We start from the raw sequence: 13211 nt of genomic DNA, 5'->3' as shown, positions 1-13211 counted from the left end.
TTTTAAATGGATGAAATCTTCATCATATAACTTAACTTAAACCAGTTAAGTAAAGTTATATGATAACCGCTTAATTTCCAAGCCTTAAACAGGTAGCCTACCCGGCTTTTTCCCCGAGCGAAAACCAGTTGCCCGAATCATCTTTAAATAATGCTTCGAAGCCGTAAAACTCGCGGGTAGGTTCCTTGGTAAATTCCACCCCTTTGGCTTTCAGTTCTTCATAGGTTACCAGCAGGTTATCGCATTCAAACACCCCGAAGCCGAAAGTGCCTTTGCTCACCAGGCTCCGCATTTGTGCGGCTGCATCTTTTTTAAACATCATCCCTTCGTTAATAGCCATCAGCGATATCTCCAGGTCAGGTTGTTCAGGCGGGCAAACTGTTAACCAGCGCATCCCGGGGCCCATAGGTGCGTCCGTGTGTACCTTAAAACCGAGTTTATTAACGTAAAACTCATAAGCACTGTCCTGGTCCAGGACAAAAATGCTAACGTGGTTCATTTTTGTGATCATGTGCGGGTAGTTTTTTATGGGCCAAAAGTGCAGGTTTATTTTTTGCGAAACTTCTCGAAAATTGCGATTTTTATGGGAAGTTGATTGGTTGACTAAGTTAGATTTGTTTGATTCAGTTAGTTTACGACCAAACTATGCCGGCCCTCAGTTATTAAGCCGGTAACTTTCCGCGATAACCGATGGCTTTTTTGACCCAATGACCCCACCCAATGGCTTTCAAATCCAATCAACTAACGCCAGCCCTTCTTCTCCGCAAAACAATTAGGAATATATTTCAGGGGTGTTTTGGCGATATCGGTCAATCTTTTATGCTGGTCTTTTTGATAAACTGAAGGGTTTTGCCCCGTCAGCCGTTTAAAAAGGCCGGCGAACGAACTTGCACTTTCGAAGCCAACAGCGTAACAGACCTGCGAAACACTTAAACCCGACGTTAAAAGCAGCTTTGCTTTCTCAATTCTGACAAATGATAGGTGCTGGTGCGGCGTTTTTTTGTACACAGCATGAAAAAGCCGGATAAAATGGAACCTCGAAAAGAAGGCTGCATCCGCAATATTGTCCAGGTCGATTTTTTCGTCATAATGGTTATCAATAAATAGTTTGGCATAAACTATCCTGCGGTAAAGGTAAATTTTGGGAAATGCTTTGCGGGTCATGCGGTGTTTTATGAGCACTAAGTTACTGAATCTGCAAAATATGGCTTTAAGTTAAATTGCAACCTGTTTATGGCCGCAAACCGGTCGCAATTTGGCCTGCATGGAGCAGTTTGTGCTGCTTGTTGGTTTAAATCAGGCAATTTTATTTGTAAGCAAACATTTAATCATTTATTATGTAGTTACTATACCATCTTATCGGTTTACAGGTCAATTAATTACATTGATTTACAATTCGGGTTTGCAGGTATCTTGCCTATGTTATCTGTTAGTTTTTATTTATAGCCGGACCCAATAATTTGCCAAGCATGATAGTCATTCATCAAAATCGTAAGCGATCAGTTCTTTTTGCATCCACAGGCTTTTTTGTAATCAGTTTAGGAATTGCAGCATTAATAGGCTGGCTGTTAAACGTAGGGGTTTTAAAAAGTGTTTTCTCTGCATATGTCACCATGAAATTTAATACATCCTTGTGTTTTATTATTTCGGGACTGTCGTTTTTATTGCTTACACGGTATAATGATTCATTTTCGAAAAGTTTGATGCGGCTGCTGCTGTTCTGCTTTGGAGCCGTCGCACTTGTTTCATTTTCGCAGGATATTTTTCATTATTCGGCCGGGATCGACCAACTGTTTATTACCGACCACAACCTGATTGTCCCCGGGCATCTTTTTCCGGGTCGCATTTCGCCTTCAACGGCCCTGTGTTTTATTCTGCTGGCAATAGGCCTATGGAATGTGGGAGCTAAGGGCATTTTCTATAGAAACATAGCGCAGTATTTTTTACATGCCATAACGCTAATTGCATTTATATCGCTGATAGGCTATTTGTTTAGCGTACCGTACGCCCTTAAATTCAGCTTTTTTTCAACCATGGCCTTAAATACGGCTATCGCTTTCTTGTTGTTTTCTATAGTTGCTTCGTTGATTAATGACGATTTAGGCTTTACCGGCTTGTATATGGGGGCCGGCATAGGCAACATTATAGCCAGGAAGTTTTTTCCGGGGATGATCATCGCCTTGCTTGTATTGGCGTATATCAGTATTGAATTGGAGCGCGCTGAATATATCAGCACTGAATTTGGCGTGATTATTACGACCGCTTCATTTTTAATAACCGGGCTTTTTTTGACGAGGAGCACGGTTAAGGAAATGAATTTTTTGGATTTAAAACGTACCGAAGCCGAAAACGAAACCCGTCTGCTGAATAAAAACCTGGAGAAAATAATACTACAAAGGACAAACGACCTAAAGCGAAGCAATGCCCGGTTCTTAACCATATTCAACGCAAGTCCTATTTGTATAGCGATAGCCCGCACAGATAATGGTGAGTATGAAGATGTAAATCCTGCGCTGCTGGAGATGCTGGAGTTTAAACGGGAGGAGATTATCGGGCATTCGGCGGCTGATCTGTCGATTATCACTGCAGACTATCGCCAGTACTTCGCCGACAGAATGGTTGATCATGGTTCTATAAAGAATGAGGATACCATATTGAAAGGCAAAAATGGCGATATCAAGCACTGTATACTTTCGGCTGAAGTATTGGACGACGGGAACGACAAATACCTGATGTCTTTTGTTTATGATATAACAGAGCGCAAGATCACTGAAAATAACCTGCAGGAAACCAAAAAGGATCTCGAAATATTAGCAGATAAATTAACCGGCCAGAACAAACAATTACTAAGCTTTGCGCATATTATTTCGCACAACCTGCGAGCTCCCGTAAGCAATCTGAATTTACTGGTGCACTTTTATAAAGAAAGCACTACTGAACTGGAGAAAGAAGAACTTTGGGGGAATTTTGACACCGTAATCGGCCATTTGAATAGCACGCTCGACGAACTTTTAGAAACACTGAAAATACAGGAAGATATTGCCAAAGAGCGTGAAATACTCAGTTTCGAAAAAACATTTAACTCCGTTAAAGAAACTTTGATCGGCCAGATAAAGGAAACACATGCGATTATAAACGTCGATTTTACAAAAGCGCAGGATATTGTTTACCCCAAAATTTACCTGGAAAGCATTATGTTGAACCTGGTATCGAATGCGCTTAAATATAAATCGCCGGAACGGGCGCCCCGGATAACCATTACCAGCGATAATATTAATGGCGAGTTAATGCTCAGTGTGCAGGATAACGGCCTCGGTATTGATCTTGCCCGGCATAGCAAAAACCTGTTTGGCCTTCGTCAAACCTTTCACCGCCATTCCGAAGCCAAGGGCCTTGGCCTGTTTTTAACCAAAACCCAGGTTGAAACCATGGGCGGCGAAATATCTGCCGAAAGCGAAGTGGATAAAGGAACTATTTTTAAAGTTAAGTTTAACAGGAACGAGGAATAAGCCTTGACTGATTGTCATGATTTAAATAAGTAAGTTTAAAAGGCGCAGGGCGTTGATTGTTAACCCAACATCATTATTTTACTAATAACTTGCCATTGCTTGAAATTTTCACTAAATAAGCGTACCTTTGCGCCAAATTTAGAGGCGCATTTAAATGCAAAAAATAAGAAATATAGCAATCATTGCACACGTTGACCACGGTAAAACTACCCTCGTTGATAAGATCTTACACGCTTGTTCCATCTTCAGGGATAACGAACAAACAGGTGAATTGATACTGGATAATAATGACCTGGAACGCGAAAGGGGTATTACCATCGTTTCAAAAAACGTTTCGGTAATGTATAAGGATGTTAAAATCAACATCATTGATACTCCTGGTCACGCCGACTTTGGCGGCGAGGTGGAACGGGTATTGAAAATGGCCGACGGCGTATTGCTGCTGTGCGATGCCTTTGAAGGCGCTATGCCCCAAACCCGGTTTGTAACACAAAAGGCTTTGGCTTTAGGCTTAAAACCAATTGTGGTAGTAAATAAGGTAGATAAAGAAAACTGCCGTCCGGAAGAAGTTTACGAACAGATCTTCGAACTGTTTTTTAACCTGGAAGCAACAGAAGAGCAACTGGATTTCCCGGTGATCTACGGTTCGTCAAAACAAGGCTGGATGAGCACCGACTGGAAAGTGCCTACTGAGAATATATTCCCGCTGATGGATGCTATCCTGGCAAATATCCCTCCGGCTCCTGAGTCTGAAGGCACCTTGCAGATGCAAATCACTTCGCTGGATTATTCTTCGTTCGTTGGCCGTATCGCTATCGGCCGTGTGGCCCGTGGTGTTATCCGCGAAAATATGCCGGTATCGCTGGTTAAACGCGACGGTACAATACAGAAATCAAGAATAAAAGAATTATATACTTTCGAAGGCCTTGGTAAAGTAAAGACCACTGAAGTAAAATCAGGCGATATTTGTGCCGTGGTAGGTATCGACGGTTTTGACATTGGTGATACCATTGCCGATTTTGATAAACCGGAACAACTGGAAGTTATCCATATCGACGAGCCTACCATGAACATGCTGTTCACCATCAACACTTCACCGTTTTTTGGTAAAGAAGGCAAGTTTGTTACTTCACGCCACCTGCGCGACCGTTTATATAAGGAAATGGAAAAAAACCTGGCCCTTAAGGTTGTTGAAACCGAATCGCCGGATTCCTATTTAGTATATGGCCGTGGCATCCTTCACTTATCGGTATTGATTGAGACCATGCGCCGCGAAGGTTACGAATTGCAGGTTGGCCAGCCACAGGTTATCATCAAAGAAATTGATGGTGTTAAATGCGAGCCGGTGGAAACCCTGATTGTTGATGTACCCGGAGAAGTTGCCGGTAAGGTAATTGAGCTGGTAACCCAGCGCAAAGGCGACCTTTTAGTGATGGAGCCAAAAGGCGACCTGCAGCATTTGGAGTTTGAAATTCCTGCCCGCGGTATTATCGGTTTGCGTAACAACGTATTAACTGCAACCGGTGGCGAGGCGATTATGGCCCACCGCTTTAAATCATACGAACCCTGGAAAGGTACTATCCCCGGCCGTTCAAACGGTGTGTTGGTATCAATGGATACCGGTAAAACTACCGCTTTCGCCATTGATAAATTGCAGGACCGTGGTCGTTTTCACGTTGACCCCGGGGTTGATATTTACGAAGGCCAGGTTTTGGGCGAACACATCCGCGATAACGATTTGGTGATCAACCTTACCAAAGGCAAGCAGTTAACCAACATGCGCGCATCAGGCAGCGATACCAACGTGCGTATTGCGCCGGCGATCAAATTTTCATTGGAAGAATCAATGGAGTATATCCAGGCTGATGAATACATCGAGGTAACCCCGCAAAGCATCCGTATGCGTAAGATCTTCCTTAACGAGAACGAGCGCAAGATCAACGCCAAGAAGTTTGTGAATCAGTAATTGGTTGATTTGGTTGAGTGGTTGATTAAGTTTGCTGCTCAATTTGTCAAAAAGTCAATCAAAATATTAAAATACAAAGCATCCTGTAAATTCAGGGTGCTTTTTTGCTTAATAATGTGACGATAATTTATTATTTTGCACCACATAACTAAATCCTTATAATGAAAAAATTAATATTGATCGCTGTGTCCCTGATATGGATCTGCAGCGCTTGCGTAAAAACCTTAACCGTAAACCCTGATAAGTCTATTTCGTTAACGCTTGACACCTTAAGACTAACCACAGGCGAAACTAAACAGCTGGTTTCAAAAAATTACAGCAGCAACCAGCTTGCCTGGAGTTCATCCGATACTACCATAGCTACGGTATCTGCAGCAGGGATGATCACCGGTAAAAAGGCTGGTCAGTCAGTCATTACCGTAAATAATTCGGACAGAACAGTAACAGCAACCTGTGTGGTACTGGTTACTGCACCAATCAACGGAAATATTACACAAATCCCTGGCTTCGGCACCGATATTGGCATTGGTGCAGATGGGTCGGTATTTGTTGTCGGTAAAGACAGTGTTTCGCCAACGGGCGGTTACAGCATCTCAAAACTTGTTAGCGGTAACCTGGTTAAAATGCCTGAGTGCGCAGCCATTCGTATTGCCGTTTCGCCGCAGGGTGTACCCTGGGCCGTAAATAAATCGCACCTCATCTTCAGGTACAATGGCTCGCTTTGGGATCAATTGCCGGGTACCGCAACAGATATAGGTATTGGCGCCGATGGATCAGTATTTATCATCGGAACAACTACCGTTTCGCCTACAGGAGGTTTTAATATTTTGAAATGGAACGGCTCCGATTGGGACGTAATGCCTCAATGTGCCGGTGTACGTATTGCTGTATCGCCACAGGGTATTCCATGGGTGGTAAATAAGTCAAACATCGTATATGAAAATACCGGTGGCCTTTTATGGAACCCGGTACCCGGTATTGCAGCAAATGACATAGGCATTGGGGCCGATGGATCCGTTTATGTAACCGGGAAAGACTCAACAAATGCCAATTCGCCAATCTATAAATTCACTAATAACAGCTGGGCGCCTGTAACCGGTGCTTCTGGTGTAAGTATAGCAGTTTCACCATCTGGTTTACCATGGTGGGTTGATAAGTCGAATTCGATATTTGAGTTGAAAAATTAATCGTTAACTGGTTATCATATCATTTCAAAAGCAAACCTGCACACAGGTTTGCTTTTGAGTTTTAAATAGATTCATTCCCTTACTATTCACCACTTTAGTTTAATGTGGGTTCATATAAGAATTGGACATCATTAAAGTATGCCCCATGGGGGCTACCGCTTTGTAGAAATCAAAAAACAAGGATAATTGCCACGTCAGTGGCTACCCTTCGTGAATTGGGTAGCCGCTCACATTAATGTATTATCAGCAAAGTAAATCATAGCATTTCGCATAAACGTGGCAAAAGCCGGGTCAGGCTTTCCATCTTCAGCCGTATAGCGCTCATCCGATACATACAATTCCGCTAAACCTTTATAAGTTGCTATCTTTAGGTCGGTGGGGTCAGACACCCCCCAAAAGCTGCGGATATTTGCATAATGCCTGGCGATTTGCTCCTGCACGGCGTCGCTTTCAGGATTCTCCCCGGCCAGCCCTTTAAGTGCCGTCTTTATCGCTTTCTGATCTGCCTTCAGTCTTTCAATGTCAAGTTTCGGTATTTCGAGCAGGGCTTTCTCCGACCGTATCACGGTGTCTTCGCCCCATTTTTCTATGGCTTCCTTTCGCCAGGCCGCCGCTTGTTCATGCGGCATGCCTTCATATAATTCTTCGTAATTGCTCATGGTTTTGTTTTTTAAATGATTAACAGTTTTGTTAACGGTTTCAAGTAAGGTATCCAAACGTTTCCTTCTTGCCTGCAGGGCAGCTTTGTGGCCTTCAAGCGCCCTCACCAGGTCGAAATCCGGGTCATCCAGGATGCGAATGATCTCCTTTAACGGGAAGTCAAGTTCTTTATAAAACAAGATCTGTTGCAGCCGCAGCAATTCCGTTTCGCCATACTGGCGATACCGGGACGCAGTCCGGACGGATGGTTTCAACAGCCCAATCTGGTCGTAAAGATGAAGCGTGCGCACACTTACCCCGGCTAATTTGGCTAATTGTTTTACGGCATAATTTACTTTCATTTCCTTTGCATTTGTTACCCGAAACCAAAGGTATGCTATGACGTAAGGTAAGAGTCAAGTGTTTTTTGATTTTTTTTTGTGAGGGGTTGATTAGGTAATGAGTGGTTGATTAGGTTGACTAAGTTGATTAGGCTATTGCAGTTTCTCTCGGACTTTCGGACTTTTCCGACATTCGGACTAAAAAAACTACTCACCAAATCAACCACTCAACTTAATCAACTAAATTATACCTTTGCACAAATATGCGTTTCCCTAACATCCCAGGTTTTGACCAGCAGGCATTTGAAAAGTATTTTAAAAATACAGGAATGCTGTTTGTGGGCCGCGTGGGGAGCCTGGCCATAAAAATGATCGTTACCATTATACTGGCGCGATACCTGGGCAGGCAATTTAATGGCATTTTAGCCGGTGGTACTGTTTATATTTACTTTTTTTCGGCCATTGCCACGCTAGGCCTCGACCAGTTTATTGTTAAAGAATTACACCAGTTTCCTGATAACCGCGACCAGATCCTGGGCACATCTTTCTGGATGAAAGTATTCGCCGGATTTTGTTGCATCCCGTTAATTTACCTCGCCTATGTGATTTATCCTGCCAACAAAACACCGTATAGTTATGTATTTATCTTTTCATTTATAGGTATCATACAGGCCTTCACGGTAATTGATGCCTACTTCCAGTCGCAGGTGCAGTCCAAATATATTATGCAGGTGCAGATAGCGGGCAACCTGGTATCGGCTGCTGTAAAGCTATTGTTGATATTTAATAAAATGCCGCTCATCTGGTTTGTGTATGCTTATACATTTGATTTTATGCTGATCTCTATTGGTTATTATTTCACCTACCAGCGAAAACAAAGAAGCGTATTTAACTGGTCGTTCAATTTTAAGCTATCCAAAAAACTGCTCCATTATTCATGGCCACTCATTATCTCGGGTATAATGGTTGCTCTTTATATGAAGATAGACCAGATCATGCTGCAAAATATGTACAGCGTTAAAGAAGCCGGGGCCTATGCAACTGTGGCCAATTTAAGCGAGGCCTGGAACTTTATTCCTGCTGTGATCGTCACCTCCCTGTTCCCGGCCATTTTGAATGCTAAGCGGGATGACGCCGCACGTTATAAAAAACGCATCCAGCATTTGTACGACCTGATGGTTTATATCAGCTTGCCCGTGGCCGTTATAATAACGTTCACAGCACCATTGATCTATAAATTATTTACGCCTGAATATGCTTATGCAGCGCCAACTTTGGCCGTACATATCTGGTCGGGGGTGTTTGTATTTTTAGGGGCGGCCAGCAGCCAGTATTTAATAGCCGAAAATTTTAACAAACTTACCTTTATCCGTACCGGCTTTGGAGCTATCGTAAATATTGTGCTCAATTTAATCCTGATCCCGCACATGGGAATGATGGGCGCGGCCATCGCTACACTGGTTGCCTACGCCTGCGCTACTTTCTTTATCGTATTTATTCCAAAAGTTAACGACCAGGCAGTGATGATGTTTAAATCATTATTTTTAATTTCGCTGGTTCAAAAGATCATTAAACGATGAGTAATAAACTTAATTTACTGTTTAAAGTATTTACAAGCCCCAAAAGGCTGCGCACATTGCTGTCATTTAATGATAAAGGTTACCTGGATGAAGTGGGCTGGTTCAATGCATTTGACACCCAGTCGCCGGTTGACCAGGACAATAACCCCATCCCCTGGGTTACTTATTCCTTTATTGATTTTATTAAAGGAAGATTAAACCGCCAGCATACCGTATTTGAGTTTGGCTCGGGCAATTCCACCTATTTTTATGCCAAATACGCCGGGATCGTGGTTTCGGTGGAGCATGATAAGGAATGGTTCGATAAAATCGTCAATACCAAACCCGAAAATGCCGAAATGATATTTTGTGAACTGGTGCGCGACGGCGATTATTGCCGCATGCCCTTAAAACTGGAAGAAACCTTTGACATTATCATAGTTGATGGCCGCGACCGTGTAAACTGCTGCAAACAGGCGGTAAAGGCGGTATCCGAAAACGGGGTGATCGTGCTGGATGATTCGGAGCGGGAGTTTTATAAAGAAGGCATTACTTATTTAACCAATAAAGGGTTTAAGGAACTGGCATTTACCGGTATTTCTCCCGGGTTATTTTACCGGAAAGCAACATCAGTTTTTTACAGGCCCGAAAACTGCCTAAATATATAATATGGCTGAACAGATCATCAGCGGGAACGTTAAAACCGCATACGACGAATTTTACCAAAAGCACGACGAAGCCTGGCGCATGCTGGGCGCTAAATACAAGGCACAGCATATTATTGATGTGAGTAAGGGGCGTATATTCAAAAAAGTGCTGGAAGTTGGCGCCGGTGACGGCAGCATCTTAAAGTTTTTGGCCGATGCCAATTTTGCCGAAGAGTACCATGCGGTGGAAATTTCGGAAAGCGGCGTGGAGCATATCCTGGCAAGGAATATAGCAGGCGTAAAATCAGTACAGGAATTTGACGGTTATACCCTGCCGTTTGAAAGGGATAGTTTCGACCTGATCATCCTTTCACATGTTTTAGAGCATGTGGAGCATGAGCGTATGCTGTTGCGCGAACTGAAAAGGGTAGCGCGCCATTGCATTATTGAAGTGCCGCTGGATTACCGGGTAGGGGTTGACAAAAGGATCAAGCATTTCCTGGCCTATGGGCACATTAATGTGTATACGCCGACCTCGCTGCGCTACCTGCTTCAAACAGAAGGTTTTGAAGTTGAGGATGACCTGACATCGTTAATTGAACCCGAGGTAACCAGGTTCAATACTTACATCAACCAGAAAAAATCAAAAAGTTTAGTAAAGAATATCAAGATCAGCACCGAATACGCGTTGAAGGATATGCTGGGAATAGTTTTTGGAAAAAAAATGAATGAGAAGTTAGCCAATGCCTATACGGTATTGGTTAAAAAGGCCGACCAGCAGGTTAATATATTTTAGATAATACGAGAGTGTAAGCATTCCGTTCGCCTCACCTAAATCCTCTCCAAAGGAGAGGACTTAAAAAAGGGATGCTTTTTCCTCCCTCTCCTTTGGAGAGGGCCGGGGTGAGGCAATTCGTGAAATTCGCATCAATTCGAAAAAATTAGTGTTTAATCAATGCAAAACCTTGCGCCGATAGCCTTATTTGTTTATAACCGCCCCGAACATACGCGGCGGACTATCAGTTATTTGCAGAAAAATTTACTGGCAGAGGAGTCGCGCCTGTTTATTTTTTCGGATGCTCCAAAAACCGATGCGGATAAAGCTAAGGTTGATGAAGTACGCCAGCTCATAAAAGAGGTTACCGGCTTTAAATCAGTAAAGATCACCCAAAGAAAAGAAAACCTGGGGCTGGCGGAGTCCATCATCAGCGGTGTTACCCAACTGGTGAATGAGTATGATAAGGTAATTGTTTTTGAGGATGACCTGCTTTCATCGCCCTTTACGCTGCGGTATTTTAATGAAGCACTGGACAGGTATGCTAAAGAGGAAAAAGTAATGCATATCGGCGCATATATGTACCAGTTAAAAGCGAAAGTTCTGCCCCAAACTTTCTTTTTCAGAGCGGCAACCAGCTGGGGTTGGGCAACATGGGCCCGCGCCTGGAAAGATTTTGAGCCTGATGTGGATGTGTTGTTAAATCAATTCGATAAAAAGAAAACCGACCGCTTTTCCATCGAGGGCACCATGAATTTCTGGAAACAACTGCAAGGTTTTAAAGCCGGTAAAAATGACTCATGGGCCATCCGCTGGTATGCTTCCATTTTTTTAAAGGGCGGCCTTACCCTTAATCCGTCTATTTCCCTTGTGAATAATATTGGCAACGACGGCACGGGTGTGCATTCCAATAAGGAAGATATGTATCATGTACGCATAACACAGAAACCCGTCACCCAATTTCCTTCGGAAATAAAAGAAGATCAGCAGGCTTACCAGGCCATCAAAAATTTCCTGAAAAACAGGAAGGGCAATTTTTTGCAACGTGGGGTCCGCTTTGTGAAACAGTTGCAGGTGAAATATCTTTCAAAAAAATAAAATGGCCGGCAGTTCAAATCTTTAAAGAGTTTTATCCTTTCAACCCCTCTATCTCTTTTAAAGTTTTAGGCAGATATTTACCCAGCAGGTGGCTCCCGGTTTCGGTGATCAAAAAGTTATCCTCAATGCGGATGCCGCCAAAATCGCGGTAGGTGTTTAAAACATCGTAGTTGATAAATTCAGCATACTTTTTTTCGGCTGCCCAGCGGTCAATCAGTTCTGGGATGATATAAATGCCCGGTTCCACCGTAAGTACAAAACCTTTTTCCAGTTCGCGGCCCAAACGCAATGATTTAAGGCCGAATATCGATGTCTCCTTTTTCAGGGTGTCGGTATAACCCACGTAAGGTTCGCCCAGGTCTTCCATGTCGTGAGTGTCCATGCCCAGCATATGGCCCAATCCGCATTGAAAAAACATGGTATGTGCGCCGGCGGCTACGGCTTCTGCGGCATCGCCTTTCATCAGGTTTACCTGGGTCAGCCCTTCAACAAGTTTCTGGCAGGCTGCCAGGTGGATGTCTTTATACCTTACGCCCGGTTTTAACAGGCCGATGGCATGGTCCATTGAATTCAGTACCACTTCATACAACTCCCTTTGCCGGGTAGTAAAACTCCGCCCAACAGGGAAGGTGCGGGTAAGGTCGCCGCCATAGTGCATGGCGTTTTCGGCGCCGATATCGCTTAACACCATCCGGCCTTCTTCCAGCGTGTTGCCGTAATAATGAGTATGCAGGGTTTGCCCGTGTGTGGTGATGATGGCAGGGTAACCCAATCGTGCATTAGCAGCCATGGCTGCTTCTTCGGCTTTGGCCACCAGCTCATATTCCTTGATGCCGGGACGGGTATGTTTGATGACGGCCAATTCCATATCCACACTGATGGACACAGCGTTTTCCATTTGCTCAATTTCCAGCGGAGATTTGATCAGCCGTTGGGCAATAACCGCTTTGATGAGTTTTACCGAAACATGATCGGCAACGTCCTCCAGGCTCACATTGAACCAGTTAGCAAGTTTAATTTTATTTTCGGGTCGATAGGGCGGAAGGATATGTACCTTTCGGCCTGCTACCATTGCTTTGTGAATATAACGAACTACCTGCTGGTACGGGTTGGTTTGCTGAACGCCTACCAGTGAAGCCATTTCTTTTACAGTGGGCAGGGTGCCTGTCCACACGATATCATCGATGGTCAGCTCGTCCCCAAAAATTACTTCCTCGCCCGTATCGGTATCAATAATGGCGGCAAGCCCCTGCACATCCAGTCCGAAATAATACAAAAAACTGCTGTCCTGCCTGAAGGGGTAGCAATTGTCTTTATAGTTCATGCTGCTGTCTTCATTACCCAGCAACAGGATCAGGCCATCTTGCCCTATATTTTGCTTTAATATATTTCTGCGGTCAATATAAACCTGTTCTTCAAAAAGGTGGAGTTTCATTTTTTAATCTTTATGCTAAATCTGTTTCAAGCTCTCAAGGCAACTTGCGTTGAAA

At 43.6% G+C, this 13211-nt stretch carries 11 protein-coding genes; 7 read left to right on the top strand and 4 right to left on the bottom strand.

Annotated features, from left to right (window positions below; translation table 11 throughout):
- Positions 1-97 precede the first annotated feature (97 nt).
- Positions 98-511 carry a VOC family protein gene (locus tag MgSA37_RS21400; RefSeq protein ID WP_096354854.1) on the bottom strand — a complete coding sequence of 138 codons (414 nt, stop codon included), beginning with the start codon at positions 509-511 and terminating at the stop codon, positions 98-100.
- Between the two features lie 230 nt (positions 512-741).
- Positions 742-1164: a helix-turn-helix domain-containing protein gene (locus tag MgSA37_RS21395; protein WP_096354853.1), complete on the bottom strand. Its 423-nt coding sequence runs from the start codon at positions 1162-1164 to the stop codon at positions 742-744.
- 305 nt (positions 1165-1469) lie between these two features.
- Here MgSA37_RS21395 and MgSA37_RS21385 point away from each other — a divergent pair, with 305 nt between their 5' ends.
- The 3 genes from MgSA37_RS21385 (at position 1470) to MgSA37_RS21375 (ending at position 6662) form a co-directional block, all read left to right on the top strand.
- Positions 1470-3509 carry a sensor histidine kinase gene (locus tag MgSA37_RS21385; protein WP_096354849.1) on the top strand — a complete coding sequence of 680 codons (2040 nt, stop codon included), beginning with the start codon at positions 1470-1472 and terminating at the stop codon, positions 3507-3509.
- A 154-nt stretch (positions 3510-3663) separates the two neighbouring features.
- On the top strand, positions 3664-5475 hold the full coding sequence (typA, locus tag MgSA37_RS21380; RefSeq protein ID WP_096354847.1) for a translational GTPase TypA: 1812 nt from the start codon (positions 3664-3666) through the stop codon (positions 5473-5475).
- Positions 5476-5636: 161 nt separating this feature from the next.
- A complete protein-coding gene (locus tag MgSA37_RS21375) occupies positions 5637-6662 on the top strand; it encodes a tectonin domain-containing protein (protein ID WP_096354846.1) in 1026 nt (341 codons plus the stop codon).
- A gap of 227 nt (positions 6663-6889) precedes the next feature.
- On the opposite strand, the gene MgSA37_RS21370 is transcribed toward MgSA37_RS21375, so the two are convergent.
- Positions 6890-7663: a MerR family transcriptional regulator gene (locus MgSA37_RS21370; protein ID WP_096354844.1), complete on the bottom strand. Its 774-nt coding sequence runs from the start codon at positions 7661-7663 to the stop codon at positions 6890-6892.
- Positions 7664-7905: 242 nt separating this feature from the next.
- On the opposite strand from MgSA37_RS21370, the gene MgSA37_RS21365 reads away from it, so the two are divergent.
- The 4 genes from MgSA37_RS21365 (at position 7906) to MgSA37_RS21350 (ending at position 11721) form a co-directional block, all read left to right on the top strand.
- The gene (locus tag MgSA37_RS21365) at positions 7906-9222 is read left to right on the top strand and encodes a flippase (protein WP_096354843.1); all 1317 of its coding nucleotides are present in this window, start codon (positions 7906-7908) and stop codon (positions 9220-9222) included.
- Complete coding sequence (locus MgSA37_RS21360; protein WP_096354841.1) at positions 9219-9869, top strand: type 1 periplasmic-binding domain-containing protein; 651 nt, start codon at positions 9219-9221, stop codon at positions 9867-9869. The genes MgSA37_RS21365 and MgSA37_RS21360 overlap by 4 nt, the downstream gene beginning before the upstream one ends.
- 1 nt (position 9870) lies before the next feature.
- Complete coding sequence (locus MgSA37_RS21355) at positions 9871-10644, top strand: class I SAM-dependent methyltransferase (protein WP_221199400.1); 774 nt, start codon at positions 9871-9873, stop codon at positions 10642-10644.
- 159 nt (positions 10645-10803) lie between these two features.
- Positions 10804-11721 carry a glycosyltransferase family protein gene (locus MgSA37_RS21350; protein ID WP_096354839.1) on the top strand — a complete coding sequence of 306 codons (918 nt, stop codon included), beginning with the start codon at positions 10804-10806 and terminating at the stop codon, positions 11719-11721.
- A gap of 31 nt (positions 11722-11752) precedes the next feature.
- Here the strand turns inward: MgSA37_RS21350 and MgSA37_RS21345 are convergent, their stop codons facing one another.
- Positions 11753-13156 (bottom strand): aminopeptidase P family protein, encoded by a 1404-nt coding sequence (locus tag MgSA37_RS21345; protein WP_096354838.1) that lies wholly within the window; start codon positions 13154-13156, stop codon positions 11753-11755.
- Positions 13157-13211 lie beyond the last annotated feature (55 nt).

The sequence above is a fragment of the Mucilaginibacter gotjawali genome, from assembly GCF_002355435.1.
GTDB lineage: Bacteria > Bacteroidota > Bacteroidia > Sphingobacteriales > Sphingobacteriaceae > Mucilaginibacter > Mucilaginibacter gotjawali.
Note: the sequence above shows the minus strand (reverse complement) of the source record. Positions and strands in the feature narration are given on the sequence as shown.

Bases quoted from the DNA above. Each gene is read 5' to 3' on its own strand.
- MgSA37_RS21400 (WP_096354854.1), bottom strand. From the start codon at position 511: ATGATCACAAAAATGAACCACGTTAGCATTTTTGTCCTGGACCAGGAC.
- MgSA37_RS21395 (WP_096354853.1), bottom strand. From the start codon at position 1,164: ATGACCCGCAAAGCATTTCCCAAAATTTACCTTTACCGCAGGATAGTT.
- MgSA37_RS21385 (WP_096354849.1), top strand. From the start codon at position 1,470: ATGATAGTCATTCATCAAAATCGTAAGCGATCAGTTCTTTTTGCATCC.
- typA (WP_096354847.1), top strand. From the start codon at position 3,664: ATGCAAAAAATAAGAAATATAGCAATCATTGCACACGTTGACCACGGT.
- MgSA37_RS21375 (WP_096354846.1), top strand. From the start codon at position 5,637: ATGAAAAAATTAATATTGATCGCTGTGTCCCTGATATGGATCTGCAGC.
- MgSA37_RS21370 (WP_096354844.1), bottom strand. From the start codon at position 7,663: ATGAAAGTAAATTATGCCGTAAAACAATTAGCCAAATTAGCCGGGGTA.
- MgSA37_RS21365 (WP_096354843.1), top strand. From the start codon at position 7,906: ATGCGTTTCCCTAACATCCCAGGTTTTGACCAGCAGGCATTTGAAAAG.
- MgSA37_RS21360 (WP_096354841.1), top strand. From the start codon at position 9,219: ATGAGTAATAAACTTAATTTACTGTTTAAAGTATTTACAAGCCCCAAA.
- MgSA37_RS21355 (WP_221199400.1), top strand. From the start codon at position 9,871: ATGGCTGAACAGATCATCAGCGGGAACGTTAAAACCGCATACGACGAA.
- MgSA37_RS21350 (WP_096354839.1), top strand. From the start codon at position 10,804: ATGCAAAACCTTGCGCCGATAGCCTTATTTGTTTATAACCGCCCCGAA.
- MgSA37_RS21345 (WP_096354838.1), bottom strand. From the start codon at position 13,156: ATGAAACTCCACCTTTTTGAAGAACAGGTTTATATTGACCGCAGAAAT.